The 17277-nt window shown below is 64.1% G+C and carries 16 protein-coding genes and 1 pseudogene; 6 read left to right on the top strand and 11 right to left on the bottom strand.

All coding sequences use genetic code 11. The features are described from left to right. Positions 1 to 6: 6 nt before the first annotated feature. Both WFH44_RS15610 and WFH44_RS15615 read right to left on the bottom strand, forming a co-directional pair. A complete protein-coding gene (locus WFH44_RS15610) occupies positions 7 to 744 on the bottom strand; it encodes an SDR family oxidoreductase (protein ID WP_336714837.1) in 738 nt (245 codons plus the stop codon). Then, positions 741 to 2117: a DUF6421 family protein gene (locus WFH44_RS15615; RefSeq protein ID WP_336714860.1), complete on the bottom strand. Its 1377-nt coding sequence runs from the start codon at positions 2115 to 2117 to the stop codon at positions 741 to 743. The genes WFH44_RS15610 and WFH44_RS15615 overlap by 4 nt, the downstream gene beginning before the upstream one ends. A 603-nt stretch (positions 2118 to 2720) precedes the next feature. Here WFH44_RS15615 and WFH44_RS15620 point away from each other — a divergent pair. After that, the gene (locus WFH44_RS15620) at positions 2721 to 4283 is read left to right on the top strand and encodes an amino acid permease (protein ID WP_336714838.1); all 1563 of its coding nucleotides are present in this window, start codon (positions 2721 to 2723) and stop codon (positions 4281 to 4283) included. A 103-nt stretch (positions 4284 to 4386) separates the two neighbouring features. Here WFH44_RS15620 and WFH44_RS15625 read toward each other — a convergent pair. Both WFH44_RS15625 and WFH44_RS15630 read right to left on the bottom strand, forming a co-directional pair. After that, positions 4387 to 4833: pseudogene (locus tag WFH44_RS15625) on the bottom strand (ABC transporter ATP-binding protein); the annotation flags it as partial. Between the two features lie 11 nt (positions 4834 to 4844). Further along, entirely contained in the window at positions 4845 to 5081 is a 237-nt protein-coding gene (locus WFH44_RS15630; protein ID WP_336714839.1) for a DUF2188 domain-containing protein, read from the bottom strand. A 335-nt stretch (positions 5082 to 5416) separates the two neighbouring features. On the opposite strand from WFH44_RS15630, the gene WFH44_RS15635 reads away from it, so the two are divergent. The 3 genes from WFH44_RS15635 (at position 5417) to WFH44_RS15645 (ending at position 7894) form a co-directional block, all read left to right on the top strand. After that, complete coding sequence (locus WFH44_RS15635; protein ID WP_336714840.1) at positions 5417 to 6697, top strand: glutamate--cysteine ligase; 1281 nt, start codon at positions 5417 to 5419, stop codon at positions 6695 to 6697. A gap of 161 nt (positions 6698 to 6858) precedes the next feature. Beyond that, positions 6859 to 7554: a GAF and ANTAR domain-containing protein gene (locus WFH44_RS15640; RefSeq protein WP_336714841.1), complete on the top strand. Its 696-nt coding sequence runs from the start codon at positions 6859 to 6861 to the stop codon at positions 7552 to 7554. A 16-nt stretch (positions 7555 to 7570) separates the two neighbouring features. Further along, positions 7571 to 7894: a hypothetical protein gene (locus WFH44_RS15645; protein WP_336714842.1), complete on the top strand. Its 324-nt coding sequence runs from the start codon at positions 7571 to 7573 to the stop codon at positions 7892 to 7894. 399 nt (positions 7895 to 8293) lie between these two features. Here WFH44_RS15645 and WFH44_RS15650 read toward each other — a convergent pair whose 3' ends face one another. From WFH44_RS15650 to efeU, 6 genes are all read right to left on the bottom strand, one after another. After that, entirely contained in the window at positions 8294 to 8941 is a 648-nt protein-coding gene (locus WFH44_RS15650) for a TMEM175 family protein (RefSeq protein ID WP_336714843.1), read from the bottom strand. Positions 8942 to 9514: 573 nt separating this feature from the next. Continuing rightward, positions 9515 to 9901: an ATP-binding protein gene (locus WFH44_RS21445; RefSeq protein WP_442892922.1), complete on the bottom strand. Its 387-nt coding sequence runs from the start codon at positions 9899 to 9901 to the stop codon at positions 9515 to 9517. Positions 9902 to 10000: 99 nt separating this feature from the next. Further along, positions 10001 to 10534 (bottom strand): hypothetical protein, encoded by a 534-nt coding sequence (locus WFH44_RS15655; RefSeq protein ID WP_336714844.1) that lies wholly within the window; start codon positions 10532 to 10534, stop codon positions 10001 to 10003. 264 nt (positions 10535 to 10798) lie between these two features. Next, entirely contained in the window at positions 10799 to 12094 is a 1296-nt protein-coding gene (gene efeB / locus WFH44_RS15660) for an iron uptake transporter deferrochelatase/peroxidase subunit (RefSeq protein WP_336714845.1), read from the bottom strand. Between the two features lie 26 nt (positions 12095 to 12120). After that, positions 12121 to 13305, bottom strand: a complete 1185-nt coding sequence (efeO, locus tag WFH44_RS15665) for an iron uptake system protein EfeO (RefSeq protein WP_336714846.1) — start codon at positions 13303 to 13305, stop codon at positions 12121 to 12123. After that, positions 13302 to 14150 carry an iron uptake transporter permease EfeU gene (gene efeU / locus WFH44_RS15670; protein WP_336714847.1) on the bottom strand — a complete coding sequence of 283 codons (849 nt, stop codon included), beginning with the start codon at positions 14148 to 14150 and terminating at the stop codon, positions 13302 to 13304. The genes efeO and efeU overlap by 4 nt, the downstream gene beginning before the upstream one ends. 942 nt (positions 14151 to 15092) lie before the next feature. Here efeU and WFH44_RS15675 point away from each other — a divergent pair. After that, on the top strand, positions 15093 to 15365 hold the full coding sequence (locus WFH44_RS15675; RefSeq protein ID WP_336714848.1) for a hypothetical protein: 273 nt from the start codon (positions 15093 to 15095) through the stop codon (positions 15363 to 15365). A gap of 447 nt (positions 15366 to 15812) precedes the next feature. Next, positions 15813 to 15989 (top strand): hypothetical protein, encoded by a 177-nt coding sequence (locus WFH44_RS15680; RefSeq protein WP_336714849.1) that lies wholly within the window; start codon positions 15813 to 15815, stop codon positions 15987 to 15989. 135 nt (positions 15990 to 16124) lie between these two features. Here WFH44_RS15680 and WFH44_RS15685 read toward each other — a convergent pair whose 3' ends face one another. After that, a complete protein-coding gene (locus WFH44_RS15685; RefSeq protein ID WP_336714850.1) occupies positions 16125 to 16637 on the bottom strand; it encodes a hypothetical protein in 513 nt (170 codons plus the stop codon). Positions 16638 to 17277: the final 640 nt, after the last annotated feature.

Raw genomic sequence — 17277 nt, forward strand, 5'->3', positions numbered from 1 at the left:
CGCCCATCAGATGAGGTGCTGCCGTGTTCCGTTCAGTTTGGCTGCAGGGACCGAAAAGAGCGCGGACACATGGTCCGCGAGTTCGGTAATGTCCGTGTATCCGGGGAAGGCCCGGTCGGGCGCTTCGGACCGCATGGTTTCATCGACCAGTGCTTTGACCACAAAGACGGCCGCTGCGGACGTCTGCTCCTTCGGCTCGGTTTTGTGGCCAGACTGGGCTCTGCGGAAGCCGTCCGCGATGCCTAGAACCCACGCTTCGGAGGCGGCTTTGATGGCTGCGTACGCGGCCCCGGATGCAGTCGGCCGTGAGGCAGCGGTGGCGGAGACGATGGCCATTCGGCCGGACGGTGAGGCTTCCAGGTCCGGATAGAACGTCCGTGACGTATTCCGGAGCGTGGTCAGAATGCTGGTGTGCAGTACGTCCCAGTCCTCATCCTTTTGTCCCGTGATGCCGTTTCCGCCGCGCCAGCCGCCAACCAGGTGAATCAGGCCGTCCACGCTCCCGAGATCGGTGCGGACCGAGTCGGCGAGACTGGCGACGGCGGACAGGTCGGACAGGTTGCAGACGTAGGGCACCACTCCCTCATGGCGTTGGGCGAGGGATTCCACGCCGGCCTGATTGATATCAACCGCCGCCACGTGCGCGCCGATTTGTGCGAGGGCTTTAACTACTGCCTTGCCGGCCGCACTAGTGGAACCTGCGACGACGACATTCAGCGGGCGGGTCGTTGTGCGGGCGTTCATGCGGCGGCCCCGCTGCCTTCACAGTCGAGGTCCGAGGTTCCGGTGATGCCCGAAGTCGACTCGATGACCGGCCGGATTTTCTTCTCCAGTGCTTCATAGAACATCGAGTAGGGGAACTCATCGTCCAGCACCAGGTCGGTGAGTCCACGTGGAGGCCCGGCAAGCGGGAGCGCGTCGGGGCCCTTTGCCCATGTGGAGGCCGGGTGGGGCGTGACCGTTGCAGCAATGAGTTCATAGGCGGCGAGCCAGTGGGCGATCTTAGGACGGTCAATTGAGCGCCAGTACAGCTCTTCGATTTCCTGGCCGAGCGCAACCACAACGTCAGCCACGTTGTCCCAGTCGATGGTCAGCTTTGTGTCGGTCCAGTGCAGCACTCGGTGCTGGTGCATCCACGCGAACAACAGCTGGCCTCCAAGGCCGTCGTAGTTCCGGATGCGGGGCCCGGTCATAGCGAAGCGGAAGATTCGGTCGAAGATGACGGCGTACTGGACCAGCTTGGCGTGCTTGCGCGCTTCGGGGGATGACTCCTTGTTCCTTTCGATCTTGACCGACTCCCGGAATGCGGTGAGATCGCAACGCAGCTCTTCGAGGGTGTAGAGGAAGAAGGGCATCCGCTGCTTGATCATGAAGGGATCGAACGGAAGGTCTCCGCGCATGTGCGTCCGGTCGTGAATCAGGTCCCACATGACAAAGGTCGACTGGGTGAGCTGCTGGTCATCCAGGAGGGCAGCAGCATCGGCGGGCAGATCAAGCCGCGTGGTCTGGGCCGCGGCATGCAGTACGCGCCTGAACCGTGCAGCTTCCCGGTCAGCGAAGATTGCACCCCAGGTAAACTGGGGTGTTTCACGCACGGCCACCGATTCCGGGAACAGCACGGCTGAATTCGTGTCGTAGCCGGGTGTGAAATCGATGAATCGGATGGGCAGGAAGAGCGGGTTGGAGTATTCGCCGGCCTCAAGTTCGGCAATGAAGTCGGGCCAGATGACCTCGATCAGCACGGCTTCCACGAACCGGTTGCTGCTGCCGTTCTGGGTATACATCGGAAAGACAACGAGGTGGCGGAGCCCGTCGTTGCGGTGGAGCTGGGGTTGGAAGGCCTCCAAAGCTTCCAGGAAGTCCGGCACTGCGAACCCTGATGCTTCCCACGCCGTGAAGGCTTGCTGAACCCGGCCCAGATACTCGGCATCATGAGGGAAAAGCGGCGCCAGATCGGCTACGGATTCCCGGATGACTGCCACCAGCTTCGAGGCGGCAGGCAGGTCGCCGGGTTCCGGCACGGAGCCGTCCTGCGCCTGGATGAGCTGCAGCTCAGCGGCGGCGTTTTTCAGGGCCATCCATGCAGGCCTGGATTGCAGCTGATGGTCCGAGAGCATGGCGGCGGAGTCTTGGATAGCCGTGCGCATTGGTAGTCCTTTCGAACAGTCGTGGTGAGATGCGGAAGCACAACGGCATGAAGCCTAGGTCACGCCAAGTAAGACTTACGTCAAAAGCAACGACTCATAAGCAAACCGATTGCTCGGAGTCAGCAGAAGCCCGAAATGCATGCGATGTTCGAGGCCTCGGTCCTGGCCGAAGCCTATGGGGCCGGCGATCGGGCTTGAATCGGCCGTCGCATCTCGAAAGGAAGGGCAGCATGACCTGCGACCGGCCATAGCAGTAGAACAAGCAATATTGGCTTGTTACCACAGGCGGATTAGCAGGTCTAATCCTTGCTCCCGCGATAGCGAAAGCATCCGTAAGACTTCCCGGCCCTTTCCGGCTGCTTTTGCTCTGCGTGTTAGCTTGATCACCGTCCTTCCCGGCCGGGCCCGCCGGAAAGCTCAACTACAGCTGCTATCTCCCGGAGGAACAATGGGACAAAGCTCCCCTACACGTACTGACGATCGGGCTGCCGCGTCCGCCCGCCCCCAAGCGCGTCTGCGCGGACCGATGCCAGCATTGCATCGGACCCCTTCGAACCCTTTCGGCGGTGCGGTATGACATCGATCAGCAGAACTGTCGCAGAAATCAATGCCGATGCGGTGGCAGAAGACGGGTCCTCCTCAGCGACAGGGACGGGACGTGGCCCCGAGAAGACCCGCAACGAACTCAAGCGGGGGCTAAGCAGCCGCCACCTGCAGATGATCGCCATCGGTGGCGCCATCGGCACGGGGCTGTTCGTGGCCTCGGGCGGCACGATTTCCCAGGCGGGACCCGGCGGTGCCCTGGTCGCCTACACGCTGGTCGGGCTAATGGTGTTCCTGCTGATGCAGTCGCTGGGTGAGATGGCGGCCAAGATCCCGGTAGCCGGCTCCTTCCAGACCTTTGCCACCCGTTTTGTTTCCCCCTCCTTCGGGTTCGCGATTGGATGGAACTACTGGTTCAACTGGGCCATCACGGTGGCCGCCGAGCTGGTCGCGGCCGGAATCATCATGGATTTCTGGTTCCCGGGCGTCCCCGGCTGGGTCTGGGCAGGAATTTTCCTGCTGGTACTGACCGGTCTCAACGCCCTATCGGCCAAGTCATTCGGTGAATCCGAGTTTTGGCTCTCCCTCATCAAGGTTGCCGCAGTGGTGCTCTTCCTGATTGCGGGTGTGCTGATGATCTTCGGCATCCTCGGGGGCAACTCCCCGGGACTAAGCAACTGGGACAATCCCGAGCAAGTGTTCCACGGCGGTTGGGTTTCGATCATCTCGGTCTTCATGATTGCCGGCTTCTCCTTCCAAGGCACTGAACTGGTCGGTGTGGCCGCAGGCGAAGCCAAAAACCCGCGCCGCGAAGTGCCCAAGGCCATCCGCACAGTCTTCTGGCGCATCATGCTCTTCTATATCGGAGCCATCTTCATCATCGGCTGCCTGATCCCGTTCACCGATCCCAGCCTGCTGGCCTCCGGCGAGTCCGATGTCGCAGTATCCCCATTCACCCTCGTCTTCTCGCGTGCGGGGATCGCATTCGCAGCCGCAATGATGAACGCCGTGATCCTGACCGCAATCCTGTCGGCAGGTAACTCAGGACTGTACGCATCCACCCGCATGCTTTACGCCATGGCCCAAGACGGCAAGGCTCCGAGGATCTTCGGCCGCACCAATGCCCGCGGCGTGCCGATCCCGGCACTGCTGGCAACCGCGGCCGTCGGACTCTTCGGGTTCCTCTCCGCGGTCATCGGCCAGGGCGCGGCCTACGCCTGGCTGCTGAACATGTCCGGCCTCTGCGGCTTCATTGTCTGGGCGGGGATCGCCATCTCCCACTACCGCTTCAGACGCGGCTACCTGGCCCAAGGCAACAAGGTCAGCGACTTGCCGTATAAGGCGTCACTGTTCCCCATCGGCCCGTTCCTGGCCTTCGCGCTGCTCGTCCTTGTGATCGCGGGACAGAATCACGAGGCGGTCCTTGCCGGACATGGCATGGAGGTGCTCTCCTCCTACATCGGGCTTCCGATCTTCATCGCGCTGTGGCTGGGCCACCGTTTCATCACCAAGTCCAAGACGGTGCCGCTGCTCAAGATGGATCTGGCGGCACCAAAGGACCTCGAGAAGGCCTCTGCTTCCGCCATGCGGTGACGATCCTGCCGCCGGATGTGCCACGCATAGCAGGGCCATCCGGCGGCAGCCGCTACCCCCGACGAGTCGGTTATCGGCCTTCAGTGCGGGGGCAGCGAGGGGGTTATTGGACTTGCGCGGGTTCTGTCAGCCGGCCGTCTCTCATCGTAGCTACCGTGTTTGTGAGCGGGAGGTACTGGGTGTCGTGGGTGACCATTACTGTGGCGACGTTAAACTCCCGCGTTACGCGGACCAGGAGCCGGATGATTGCCTCGGATCGTTCGTGGTCGAGGGCGGCTGTTGGCTCATCCACCAGCAGCAGCTTTGGCTGACCCATGAGCGCGCGGGCAATATTGACGCGCTGGCGCTGCCCGCCGGAGAGTTGATGAGGTCGCCGTCCTGCGATGCCGGCCAGACCCACTACTTCCAGCAGTTCCAGGGCGCGGGCACGGGATTTCTTCGGTGACCGGCCGCGCAGATGCTCCGTGATCTGCAGTTGCTCCAAAGCTGTTAGCGAGGGGAGAAGGTTGGGCTGCTGGAAGATGATGCCGATGCTTTCGCGCCTAAGTGAAGCGCAGGGGCTTACACGGAGAGGGGAATAGGGTGGCCGGTCCCCTGCCTTTGAGCGCCGACGGTTACGGTGCCGTCCTCGTGGCGGATGATGTGGTTGACGCCGAAGAGTGAGGCGTTATGGCGGCCTTGCTCGATCATCTCGTCACGGCTGCCGAAGGTCGGAGCGGCGAAGGGGTTGTCGATGCCGAGACGGCGATTGCTCCAGCGCCCGTTCTCGCAGTAGGTCTCAACGTCGCCTTTAGCCATGGGTTCGGCCTTTCGTGGTCTGCCCTGTATACGGTTCAGCGTACCGGCTCCAGCCGGGGACCAGCACGGGGCGGAGGGAAGTCCGTGGCGGCGATCCCGCCGCTTTTCAGGCTCGGTGCAGGCAGCGGGGATGACCTACGCCCGCACCAGTCGAGGAGGAGAGGCCGGTTCGAGCCGCGTTTTGTACCGTTGCCTGCAACAGCAGGCCGGCATCGGCCCGTTGACCAGCGGTGTTAGCGCGCCTGGGAGGAGAAGGCTTGGCAGTGCCGCCACGCGGGCGTAGTCTCGGCAGTGGGTTCAGGAAATGCCCATGGCCTTGTTTAGCGGGGTTTGTCATGGATGATATCCGGGCCGGGTCCTCCGTTTCCCATCACGTCACGGACCGTGCCTTTGGTGTTGCAGAGCAATTTTTGATTGTGGATGACGCGACGGGTGAACTGGCAGCCGCGGCTGAACCTTCTCCGGCGCCCACCGGTGGCAGGGAGGGAAGGACGGGTGCCGGTCCTGTGCTGAAGCTGAAGCAGTGGCAGATTGAAGCGATCACACCGGTATGCTCCGGCCTGGGCGGCCTTTGTGCGGCGGTCCATGCCGGCAGGGAGGGGGCTGATGAGGCTGCGCGACAAATCGGGGCACGGGCCGTCGCGCTGGGTACGAGCGTGTCCGCACAGAGCACCCCTACCGCCCCCTTGACCCGTCATCTGCTGACGGAGGACCGGTTCGGGCTCACAGCGAGCGAGCAGCCGACCTGCGGCCTGCATATCCATGTTGCGGTGTCTTCCACGGACGAGGGCGTGGGCGTGTTGGACCGGATACGGATCTGGCTCCCGGTGCTACTTGCGTTAAGCGCGAACTCACCCTTCCGGCAGGGCCGCGACAGCGGCTTCGAGAGCTTTAGGTATCAGGTGTGGAGCCGCTGGCCGAGTGCCGGTCCGTGCGAGGTTTTCGGGTCGCCCGCGGCCTACCGCCGGTACGTGGAGCAGCTGCTTGGTTCCGGAGTGTTGCCGGATGAGGGGTTGGTCCATTTTGACGCGAGGCTTTCCCGGCAATATCCGGCCGTGGAAGTCCATATCGCCGACGTGTGCCTGCAGGCCGCGCATACAGCCGCTCTCGCGGCGCTGGTGAGGGCGCTGGTTGAAACGGCTGCCCGCGAGTGGCAAACCGGCCGGCCGGCACCCGCCATTCCTGCGGCAGAGCTGCGGTTGGCCGGCTGGCAGGCCAGCCGGTCCGGGATCGAGAAGGAGCTGCTCCACCCGGTGCATCGCGTGCCGTGCCCTGCCAGCGAGGTCACGCAGGACCTGTTTGACCACGTAAGGGCGGCCCTGGCGGGGTTTGGGGACGAGGCACCGGTCCGGCAGGAACTGGCGTCCATCCTGCGTGAAGGCACCGGCTCCCGCCGGCAACGGCACATCTTCACGCAGACAGGCAGCCGCATGGCCGTGCTCGCAGACGCTCTCGCCTGCACCCACCGGGATTACGAACCCGTACGGGCTGGAGAGCTATCGGCCGGAGCCGGAGCAACCCCAGCCGTCGTCCCCGGCCCAGGGCCCGCAGCGCCGGATCGGGGACCCCGCCGCCGCCCACCCGCTGCTGTGATCCGGCAAGACCGCTTCCGGTAGGGGAATCAACGCCTAAACTGCGGAAACTCCGGGCAAGGGGGATGCCGCACTTACTATACTGAAGGTATGTAGGGGTTTGGGTCTCCTCCCTCCGTTGCAGGAGCAGCCGAAGCCTGGGTTTTCCGGAAGTTGGTGAGGCTGCCGTGTCGTTTGATCCGATCATGAATGAGTTTGCGGTAGCCGTCGGGCGGGTCCGGGGCCTGCTGCTCACCGAGGAAACCGCCGGCCATGCTGTCACGCTGCTGGCAGAGGCAGCGAAGGGGACCGTACCGGCAGCCTCCGGCGCGGGAGTAACACTGATTCGCAACGGGCAGCCGACCAGCACCGGCTACACCGGCGACATCGTCCGACGCGCCGACGCGCTGCAGTACGACCTGCAGCAGGGACCCTGCCTGACGGCGTGGGCGTCAGGGGCGATAATCAGGGTCGATGACACCCGGACCGAACCGCGCTGGCCGCGCTGGTCACAGCTCGCGGCCGAGCTGCCGCTGCTGTCCTGTGTCAGCGTGCCCCTGGTGCACGGACGCGAACATATCGGTGCACTGAAGGTCTATTCCGAACGCCCGGGCGCCTTCTCGTCCGCCACCGAAGAGCTGCTTGTCCGGTTGTCCTCGGCGATCACCGCCCTGCTCATGCATATCCAGACGTCGTACACACCCCGCCGGATGGGCGATGAGCTGCACCAGGCCCTGCGGGGACGCGACATGATCAGCATGGCCAAAGGGATACTCATGGAACGTCACGGCCTCGACGAGGAACAGGCCCACCGGCGTCTGCTCCAGCTCTCGGCCCGGTCCGGGCAGCCGCTGCAGCACGCCGCGGAGTCCGTGATTTCAGCGCCGCGGAGGCAGGCATGACCTGGACGCCGGGCCCATGACAGGGATGGAGGAAAACGAACAGGCACGCCTACTGGTCCTGGCCATCGAACAGGCCGGTATTTCTGCCGGACAGCTCTGGCTGCGGTACTTCGGGCTGGGCGGAAGCGCAGGCGAATACGAAGTGGAAGCCTACCTGCACGAACTCCACTCCCTGCCGGCCTTGCAGCGGGACCTGCTCGCGCACGCCGCCAACGAACTCATCGATCAACTTCCACCACGCCCGCGCGCCCCGTACAGCGACCAGCACCCCACCGGAACCAGCACAGCCGGCAGCGATACGGACACCGGCCAGTGGGACGAGGAAGCCGAACCCAACTAACCCAGGCCGGGAAGTTCCAGACCGCTTCCGGTAGCCATGCTTCCGCTGCCCGTATCCGCCTCAAAAACTTGCAAGCAGCGGATACAGAGACCGGCTTCGGTCTGGACCGGTTCCAACAGCTCATCCACTCCTGGAACAAATCGAGGTGGTGGTCCGCCTGGGTTGAGCCTGGAGGATCAGACCGCCGCCATCGGGCAGGGATGTGCTTTGGCGAAGACGGCCGGTACGGGCCGGATCCCACGCCGTCGCGCTGCCCGCCGCACCGTACCCTGAGCACGTTCATAGCGGCGCCTGTACGCCGTTATGACTTATGCATCGTCCAAAAGCCGAACGGTCCCGGGTCAGGCTCGAACCCCCAAACCGTGTGGTGACATGCTGGCGCCTCCCTTACGGGCCTTCTTAGGGGTCGCTGTCTGGAACATGTCCGTCCGGCGGCGACGGCGGTGTCGGGGCGCGCTTGAGGAGCCTGTCAGTGAGGGGACTGATGATAAACAGGGTTGCCCAGAGGAGGCGGCCGGGGAGCGGGCCGGCGAGCAGGGTAACGGGGATGGATGCCAGAAAGACCAGGGGGACCGGTATGTGGAGCAGGAGCTGGCGGAGGCCGGAGTTTCCTCCAGCGGTGGCCGCTTCGGTGAGGCCCTGTTTACCGGCGCTTTGGTAGATCGCGGTCTGTGACAATGAAGCCAGCGCGATGTTCAGTGCGTAGAGCGCGGTCGGGAGCGGCAAGTCGGCTGTGCTTGGGTCGCTGGTTCCCTGGGTGGTGAACGGGATCAGGATGACGAAGAAAGCGGCGACAATGTTCCAGCTGATAAGCCGAGGGCTCATCAGTGCGACTGAGCCCATGAGCCGGAAGTTCACCCGCCAGAAGATCGCGATGACTACGAAGCTGAGAAGGAACCCCAGGAGTTGGCTCTGGAGGCGTGAGTCCAGGAGGGCTGGGATGCTTACCCAGGAGCTCGCGGGCGGGACGTCAATGTTGGTAACGAGCAGGGTGATGGCGAAGCCGTAAATGGCGTCGAAGAACGATATGCCGCGCCCGAATTCCATAGTATTGCGATCGAAAGACAGACGGCTCACCGGACAGCGCCTCCCAACGTTTGCGTACCACACTTCATTCCAAGACCCCCTGTGTGCTCGGGGTGCCGAAGATTCTCATCGAACTGACTCAGAATGGCTCACTGCCGTCGAAGTGTCACGCCCAGGGCCTGAGACTTACTTTCAGGTCGTGGGGCGGCGACGATCAGCAAACTGATGACTATGTCAACCCTTCTTGGCCCCGTCCTGCCGGGGCCATCCAAACCTGTCATAACCAAACTGATCTATCGACAGGACTTGAACGGATTCTGCACGTCGACCTCCAGGTGAAAACTGGTGAAAGCGGGGGGTGAAACTTTAGCCAGCCCTATCAGTCCTGCTTTGCCGAGGTGGCGCTGGCACGGCAAAACCCGGGCCCAAGGTCGCCTTCTAGGAGGCAAATTCCTACGCCACTCGTCCTCCGTAACGTCGAACATAGGCGCCGTTATCGGCGTTCGGGCTGCCTGCGCCTGTTATCAGGTCGTCGTGCCGGCGGATTCGGGGGAGGGAAGTGTCACGGTGAAGGCGGTTCCGATTCCGGGCTGGCTACGGAGTCCGATGGTGCCCCCGTGGGCGTCCACAATGTTTTGGTGATGGCGAGCCCGAGACCGATGCCGGGGATGCCCGAGCGCAGGGCAGAGCCGGCACGGAAAAACCTGGTGAACACGCCGGCTTGTTCGGTTTCGCTGAACCGATGCCGGTATCAGCGACCTCAAAGGCTGCGAAGCCTGGCCTGGTCCACGCCCGTACGGTGATGCTTCCTCCGTGCGGCGTGTACTTGATGGCGTTCGAAATCAGGTTGTCGATGACCTGGCTGATGCGTCCGGGATCGATGACGGCTTCAACTGTCTCGGGAATCTCACGGATGATTTCCAGGCCGCTGGCTTCGGCACGGATGGCGTGGTCTTTAAAGAGCAGTTTGTGATGGTGCAGTCGTGCACACGCGAAGTGACGGTCATGGCAGTTACCTCTGGACCGTCAATCGTCCGGGCCGGAGTGTTTCCTGTTTCCGCGCTCGGCCGGAAGGAGCGGTTAGCGGGCCTCATTGAAGGCTTTGATGAAGAGGCCGGCGCGTTCGCGCGCGTAGCTTCCGAATGGACGGACCTGTTGAGGAAACGGGTGTGCCGCCGGGTCCGTGACCCGGATGTAGAGGTCGGAGGTCGCCGGGTCCATCAGAAACACGGGTTCATCGGGACGGTCGCGCGGTCTTTGGCGGCCCTGGGCCCTCGGAAATTCCCCGGGGCGGGCCAAGACGGCCTGTTCGTGCACGGCTTCGGTGATGGAGGAAGCCGGGTTCTGGCCGTAAAGGATGAGTCTTCCGGTGCGGGTAGTGCTGACGTATACGGGACCGCGGGGTGAATAGGTCCAGGTACGTCGGCGGAGGATGCCGCGCGTTTTTCGGGAGAAGACCGCGTCGGCTACCGGGAAGGATTCGTTCGGCATCGCGTCAAGGATCCCTGCTTTCGCGTACGCTGCGATGATCCAGGCGCCGAGGTCGCGGAACAACGGATCGAGTAGCGCCAGGCGCCTCCTCAGCTCCTGACATTCGTCTGCGGGACCGTTCATGACGCCCTTTCTGCGCTCGTTGCGACCGTGCTGCATACGGATGCGTGCGGCCCGGCACGCCCGCGGGCATGGCCGGGCCGCAGGCAGGATCTTGACATCCTGGCAGGACACTAGCGATGGGTGGTTGCCTCCAGATGAACCAGGCATGTCTAAATCCGTTCTACGGGTGGAGCGTTGCCGGGATGTTGCCGGGCGATGGCAGGAGGACCGACCGGAGGCCCGGTCCCGCGGGCCGGCAGCGCGCGGAGCGAGACATTGATCCCGTTAGCCGTCTTGGGTGAAGAGCGCTTCGCCGATGAACTGCCCTTCCCGGGTGCCGGGCGGGACGGCGAACAGCGCGGAGCCGATGTGTCGGATGTATTCGTTGAGGAGATCCTCCTTCGCCAGGGATGACTGGACCTGGATGAAGGTGCCCGGGTGCTGCTGGAAGCAGATGAAGAACAGTCCGGCGTTCAGTCGGCCGATGTCGTCGTTGCCGTCGACAAAGTTGTAGCCGCGGCGGAGCATTTTGTGGCCGCTGTTGTTGGCTGGGTGGGCCAGCTTGATGTGCGCGGCGGCCGGGATGAGCGGCTGATTGGGATGGCCGGTCGCTTCGAAGTCCGGGGTGCTGAATTCGGTGCCGCCGGAGAGCGGGGCGCCGGTGCCCTTGGTGCGTCCGATGACGCGTTCCTGTTCGGAGAGGCGGGTCCGGTCCCAGGTTTCGATCGTCATCCTGATTTTGCGGGTGACGAGGTAGGTTCCGCCGGTCATCCATTCCTGGTCGCCGCCGGGCGGGACCCAGACATGGTCCCGCACTCCTGCCGCGTCTTCGGCCTTGATATTGGCTGTTCCGTCCTTGAAGCCAAGCAGGTTCCGTGCGGTCACTTGTGCGGTGCTGGTCGATGATGTCCGGCCGAAGCCCAGCTGAGACCAGCGCAGCGCTGCCCGGCCGAACGCGATCCGGGACAGGTTCCGCACGGCGTGGACGGCAACCTGAGGGTCATCGGCGCAGGCCTGGATGCAGAGGTCGCCGCCGCTGATGGCACTATGGAGCATGTCCCCGGGAAAGGCCGGCAGTTCCTCCAGTGCCCGCGGCCTGCGCGCGGCCAGTGCGAACCGGTCGGTCCCGTCCTTGTCGAAGAGCGTCGGGCCGAAGCCGAAGGTGATCGTCAAGGCGCCCGGAGGCAGGTCCATGGCCTCCCCGGTGTCCTCGGGAGGGGCCTCATACGGACCGGCGTCAGGCGGGTATTCACCGGCGCTGCGGCCCTGCGACATTTGCGCCGCTGCCGTCGTCCAGTCCTGCAGCAGGGACGCCAGTTCCGCCCGCGATATGTCGGCGACGTCGAAGGCCGCGAAATGCAGCCGGTCCTGGACCGGCGTCGTAATTCCCGCCTGATGCTCTCCATGGAACGGATGGATTTCCGGCTGGTTTTCACCGCCCGGCCGCGCGTCTGAGCCGGTTATGGTGCGCTCGACGCCAATGGCGATAGCCCCGCCTGCGGCAGCGGCGCCCGCGGCAAGGGACAGCAGGCCGCGGCGCGACACGGTGTGCCTGGCGGTCGGGGCGTCGGGGCTTTCCATGGCAATCCCAAGAACATTCCGGACGGTTATGACAGCAGGGTTGAGGTGATCCGGGAGAGCGGTTCGCCGAGGGCGTTCACCTTGTCGGAGAGCGTCCGGATCTCCTGCGCGCCGAGCTCGTCATAGAACCTGTACCTGATCTCGCGCTGCGGGGCGTTGTCGCGGCTGATGCGGTGCAGGTCGAGTTCGGCCAGCAGGTCCTGGAACTTTGCGTCGAGGGTGGCCACGAGGTCCGGGTCCCGGGACTCGAGCAGGTCGCGGACACCGTCGTACAGCACCTTGGCACCGTCGACGTTGGCGCGGAAGTCCCACAGATCGGTGTGGGACCAGAATTCCTCTTCTCCGGTGACCTTGCCGCTGGCCACTTCGTCCATCAGCGTGATGGCACCGTTGGTGAGCTGGTCCAGCGTCAGATCCAGGGGCGGGATGCTTTCGTGCAGTGTGGTCGTGTCGGCGACCAGTTGGTCGGCGAGTTCCTGCTGTTCGTCCGGGGTCAGGGCGTCGTAGTCCGCCGGCGGCCAGAGGTCCTTTTCGGCTTTGTGCCAGCCGGTCCAGGTGTCCCCTTCGGCGAGGTCGGCTTCCCGGGCGTCCAGTTTCGGGTCGAGGTCTCCGAAGGATTCCGCGACCGGTTCCACCCGTTCGAAGTGCATGCGCACCACGGGGTAGAGCCGGCGGGCCTCATCGTTCCGGCCGGCCGCGTAGGCGTCGGCGAATTCCTGTGTCCCGGTCAGGAGCTGGTCGACCTGGTCCTTGACGTAGGCCTTGTAGTTCACGATGGCCTGGTCGATCTGCTCCTGTTCGTCGCCGGGCGCCGCGACGGAGGCTCCGGACTCGGTTACGGCGAACGGGGCGCGGCCGACCCCGTCGCCCACCATTCCGGGCTTGCACACGGTGAAGTAGGAGCCGGGCCGGGCGTTGAGCACCAAATCTCTGGTGATGCCGGGACCGATGTTCTCGACTTCGGAAACTATGCGCAGCCCGTCGTCGGCCAGCAGGTAGAACTCGGTGACCCTGCTGCCGGCGTTGGTGACGCGGAAGGTCAGCGGCCCGCTCGGCGCGGTAGCCGCGGAGACCGCGCACTCGGCGTCGGTGCTGCTGACCGTGAGTGGCCCCGCGGCCGTTCCCGAGGGGTTGTTGGGCGTGCATGCGGTCGCTGCCAGGAGCATCACGGCGGCGCCGGCCGCGAGCCCGGGGGAGTGGGTCGGTGTCATGCCTGTCCTTGGGTCGGTGCCGGCGCTGCGGCGCGGGGAGAGGGGCGAAGGGTGCGTCGGAGGAAGAGGGTCATGGTCACTGTGACGTACAGGAACCAGACGGCCGCTTCCAGCCACGTGGTGGCCGGGGAGAAGTTGAAGACGCCCTTCAACAGGACCCCGTGCCAGCTGTCCGGGGGAACGACCGGGGTGACGTCGAACAGCAGGTTGTGCAGCCCGGGCAGAATGCCGGCCTCCTGCAGATCATGCACCCCGTAGGCCAGGACGCCGGCGGCGATGATGATCAGCAGAGCACCGGTCCAGGTGAAGAAAAGGTGCAGATTGATATGCAGCAGGCCGCGATAGATCAGCCAGCCAAGGACGACCGCGGTGCCCAGCCCCAGCGCAGCCCCCAGTACGGGCAGTGTCGTCTGCCCGGTGGCCCGCACTGCCGACCAGATGAACAATGCGGTTTCCAGCCCTTCCCGCCCGGTGGCCAGGAAGGCAACGACGGCCACGCCCCAGCCCCGGTGCCCGGCGATGTTCACCTCGACCTGGTTCTGCAGGTGCGCCTTCAGTCCCCGCGCGGCGCGCGCCATCCAGAAAACCATCCACGTCACCAGGCCGACCGCGACAATGGACAGTGCACCGCCGATCGCTTCCTGCGCCTCGAAGGTGAGGCCATAGGCGCCGAAAGTGAGGACGGCTCCCAGGCCGAGCGACAGCAGCACGGCCGCACCGACCCCGGCCCAGATGCGGCTCAGCAGGTCCCTCCGGCCGGCCTTGACCAGACAGGTGATCAGGATGACCACGATCAGCGCGGCCTCGAGCCCTTCACGCAGTCCGATGAGGTAATTGGCAAGCATGCGCTCAGGCTCAGCGTTTGCGGGCAGGCTGGTTTCTGCCGTCTAGGGATGTCGGCGCACCGGTCCATCGTGCCTGGCGGGTTTTTGCTGCCACGGTACATTCCTTCAAGATTGGATCCCACTGTTAGGTATTCCTTACCTAACTCCCCGTGACGACTTTACACTCCGCCCGGGTCGCGCACTATAGGAATTTGATTTAATCGCGGGCAGCAGGTGGTGTGATCGCGGCATCTAGAGGTAAGTGAGGGACGCCAATTCGAGGCGCTTCTGGGGTCGCATATGCGCCGCTATCGGCGTGCCCTTGCCGCTTCGTCACCTGAACCTCGCGTTCCGCCAAGCCTTATACATCGGTATGTAGAGCGGCCGAATCGTCGCAAAGGCGGGCGCCGCCCTCCACAATACCGGCGGCTGACCGATGGCTTCTGACTGCCATGTGCCGTCATTCCGGACCCGCTGATGGAAGTGCAGGCCTCTTCCGCTTGCGCCGGTATCGATGAAGATGGCGCACGCCGCCTGGTTCTCCCCGGCGGGTGCGGCGCTTGCGTCCCCAGTAAGCCCGGTCCGTGTCGGCTGGAAAGTCATATTTTCATGCCCTTTTCAATGGCTGCGGCGTTAGCGGTCCCAAAGCCACAAGGTTCGCGTCGGGGCGCCCATCCAGAAGCACCCATCCTTTCCGGCCGCACGTATCACCCCTGTCGGAAAGCTCGTGTGGAGGAAACGCCGTTTGTGCAGCAGTCTTCGTCCATGGCAAAGGGGTCTGCTTTGACAGGCTGCACACCTCATGACAGGCTCATTCCGTCGTCGCGGAAAAGCTGCTCTGACTAGGACAAATACAGTTCATCTGTTGTCCATCCGCCGGCAACTCACCGTTGAAGCCGCAGCCAGCAGGAGGTCCTCTTGCCGGCTTCTCTCGCGCATGAAAAAGGGGTAAGAAGAATGGCAATGACCAAATTCAGGAAACATCTGGCGGGGCTTCTCGCCGCATTCGCTCTCGTGACCGGAGCCGTCACGGCAGGCTCGGTTGTGACCGCACCGCCGGCCGCCGCCGCCAGCTACGGTCCGGTCGTCGACGTCAAGATGGGTCCCTACACACACAAGTGGCAGTGCGTGAGCATGCGCTACGTTTACGCAGTCCAGAACCATGTGGTCGCACCGTGCTACCAGTCCGGCGGGAAGTGGTACTTCCACGTCAACCGCTTCTACTTCACCACCTAAGCCGACGGCGGTGAGGCCTGGCGCCCGCCGGTGCCGGGCCTCACGTCGTCGGGCAGATGTATCCATTTGCCCTCATGGATACGTTTATGGTGTCGGTCTTTTCGAGGGACAGATGGGAATGGGAGGCGCCTGACTCTGGGACAGGGTAATAGGGGACAGGTGCGCCCCCAAAGCGTAGGGGCGATCTCCAATCACTCAGAGGTCCGCGGTGAGTTCATGCAGCGCCGGCAGAAGCCGGTCAAACGCCTTGCGTCCCCCCGGTCGTCGATCTACCCAACGGAAGCGCCGTTTCGGTAGTTGTCACTCGACGGCCGTTCATGGCTCTTTGCGTAGCCGACCACACATCAAGCCAAGGAATCTGCTCCGTGGCTTAGGGCTCTATTAAGGGAACGATACGGGCGCCCCGGAAGTGGAAGAAGCATAGGATGACCGACACGGAGGAGCACCATGGCAGAGATGATCTGGAACGAGGGAGAGCATGTCGAGGCGCTAGACCTGGCTGGGACGAGGATCAGCGGCACAGTAGAGCAGGTCGCGCCGGGATTCGGGGCAGCTTGGATCCGCGAAGACGGGTTGGGCGAGCGACGACTGGTAGTTACGCATGACGTGGTCGCATCGGACTAATAAGGCGCTGCCGCAGACGGTTGGGCGACGAACCATCCTTTCTCCCCTCCCGGACACAGGGTGCGGGTGAACGCGGTGGCGGTACGGGGATTCTACGCCCCGGGTTTCTTCGTGGTCATCGCCGCTCTTTGGGGGTTAGGCGAACGCCTCGGGCCGTACCGGGACCTGCAGGGAGTCGTCGGCGGTTTCGGGGCGCGGCGCCGGTTCGCGGTCGCGGTCCAGATACACGTAGTAGAAGATCGCGGCGGGAAGTCCGTCCCAGCCCGGGCAGGTGAGCGCGCCGGCGTGGTAGGCGTGGTCGGCCAGCGGTTCGCCGAGGACGGCGTACAGCCAGGCGTCGCACTCGTCGATGTCGACCGTGAGGCGCTTGCAGGTGTGCCGGTCGTGGCCGGAGATGAATACGCTGATCCGGTAACCCTCAAGGGTGAGGTCGTTCTGGGCGAAGGCGAGGTCTGCGATCTCTGCGCCGACGTTGACGTCCGTGTACAGGTCGGTGACGGAGGGGAACGGGCCGATGAGGGCCGGCGGTCGGTCGTCCGTGTTACTGCCTGAGACGATGGCGGCCGGGTGGAGAAAGGTCCGGCGCAGGTTCTCTAAAGGTCCCGCAAACCGTGCGTTGATCATGGCTGCTCTTGTAGCAACGTTCATGCGGCCACTATAGGTCTGCGGTCCGGGTCTGCTGCCGGGGGGTGGACAAGATCGGGCGGCGAAGGCGGAAAATTAACCCGCCGTTCAACGGGTCCGTGGTGGGGCCGGGGCCGGGGCAGTTACTGCTTCGGTGCGTCGCGCGGGGGCGACGGCGAGGGCCCACATCCCTCTGGCCATGGCTCTGTCCACTGCGATGGTGACCTGCCCGACGGGAAGCTCCAACCGGTAAGTCCCTCCGTTTCAACGACATACCTCACCTTCCACAAATCAACGATCGTAAGACCGGGACATATGCGCCGTTATCGCCGTCGGGGTGCCAGATAACTTTCGATCTGATTTGGGACGGTGCTGCGGGAAGCGCCTGGCCCCGGGTAGGGGCCGATCTGGGGTCCCGGCTACCGATATCCGGGATGGTTGCGCGGCGAGTTGGACGCCGGAGGGGTTGTCCGGCGTCCAACTCGATTGGTTCCGCTGCCATGGGTGAGCCGGGGGACTATGCTCCGTCAGGGTTTAGGGCACGTCCCTTGCACATGCGCTCATCCTCGGACTTCGTGGCGGAGTCCTGACGGTTCGGGTCAGCGGCCTCGGGGTCCACGCCCTTCAGCTCGGTGACCTCGGATTTGAAGATCCGCATCGACTG

The organism is Arthrobacter sp. USHLN218 (assembly GCF_037144715.1).
GTDB lineage: Bacteria > Actinomycetota > Actinomycetes > Actinomycetales > Micrococcaceae > Crystallibacter.

Excerpts from the sequence above, each read along its gene's own strand:
- WFH44_RS15610 (WP_336714837.1), bottom strand. The coding sequence starts at position 744 with ATGAACGCCCGCACAACGACCCGCCCGCTGAATGTCGTCGTCGCAGGT.
- WFH44_RS15615 (WP_336714860.1), bottom strand. The coding sequence starts at position 2,117 with ATGCTCTCGGACCATCAGCTGCAATCCAGGCCTGCATGGATGGCCCTG.
- WFH44_RS15620 (WP_336714838.1), top strand. The coding sequence starts at position 2,721 with ATGACATCGATCAGCAGAACTGTCGCAGAAATCAATGCCGATGCGGTG.
- WFH44_RS15630 (WP_336714839.1), bottom strand. The coding sequence starts at position 5,081 with ATGGCTAAAGGCGACGTTGAGACCTACTGCGAGAACGGGCGCTGGAGC.
- WFH44_RS15635 (WP_336714840.1), top strand. The coding sequence starts at position 5,417 with ATGGATGATATCCGGGCCGGGTCCTCCGTTTCCCATCACGTCACGGAC.
- WFH44_RS15640 (WP_336714841.1), top strand. The coding sequence starts at position 6,859 with ATGAATGAGTTTGCGGTAGCCGTCGGGCGGGTCCGGGGCCTGCTGCTC.
- WFH44_RS15645 (WP_336714842.1), top strand. The coding sequence starts at position 7,571 with ATGACAGGGATGGAGGAAAACGAACAGGCACGCCTACTGGTCCTGGCC.
- WFH44_RS15650 (WP_336714843.1), bottom strand. The coding sequence starts at position 8,941 with ATGGAATTCGGGCGCGGCATATCGTTCTTCGACGCCATTTACGGCTTC.
- WFH44_RS15655 (WP_336714844.1), bottom strand. The coding sequence starts at position 10,534 with ATGAACGGTCCCGCAGACGAATGTCAGGAGCTGAGGAGGCGCCTGGCG.
- efeB (WP_336714845.1), bottom strand. The coding sequence starts at position 12,094 with ATGGAAAGCCCCGACGCCCCGACCGCCAGGCACACCGTGTCGCGCCGC.
- efeO (WP_336714846.1), bottom strand. The coding sequence starts at position 13,305 with ATGACACCGACCCACTCCCCCGGGCTCGCGGCCGGCGCCGCCGTGATG.
- efeU (WP_336714847.1), bottom strand. The coding sequence starts at position 14,150 with ATGCTTGCCAATTACCTCATCGGACTGCGTGAAGGGCTCGAGGCCGCG.
- WFH44_RS15675 (WP_336714848.1), top strand. The coding sequence starts at position 15,093 with ATGACCAAATTCAGGAAACATCTGGCGGGGCTTCTCGCCGCATTCGCT.
- WFH44_RS15680 (WP_336714849.1), top strand. The coding sequence starts at position 15,813 with ATGGCAGAGATGATCTGGAACGAGGGAGAGCATGTCGAGGCGCTAGAC.
- WFH44_RS15685 (WP_336714850.1), bottom strand. The coding sequence starts at position 16,637 with ATGAACGTTGCTACAAGAGCAGCCATGATCAACGCACGGTTTGCGGGA.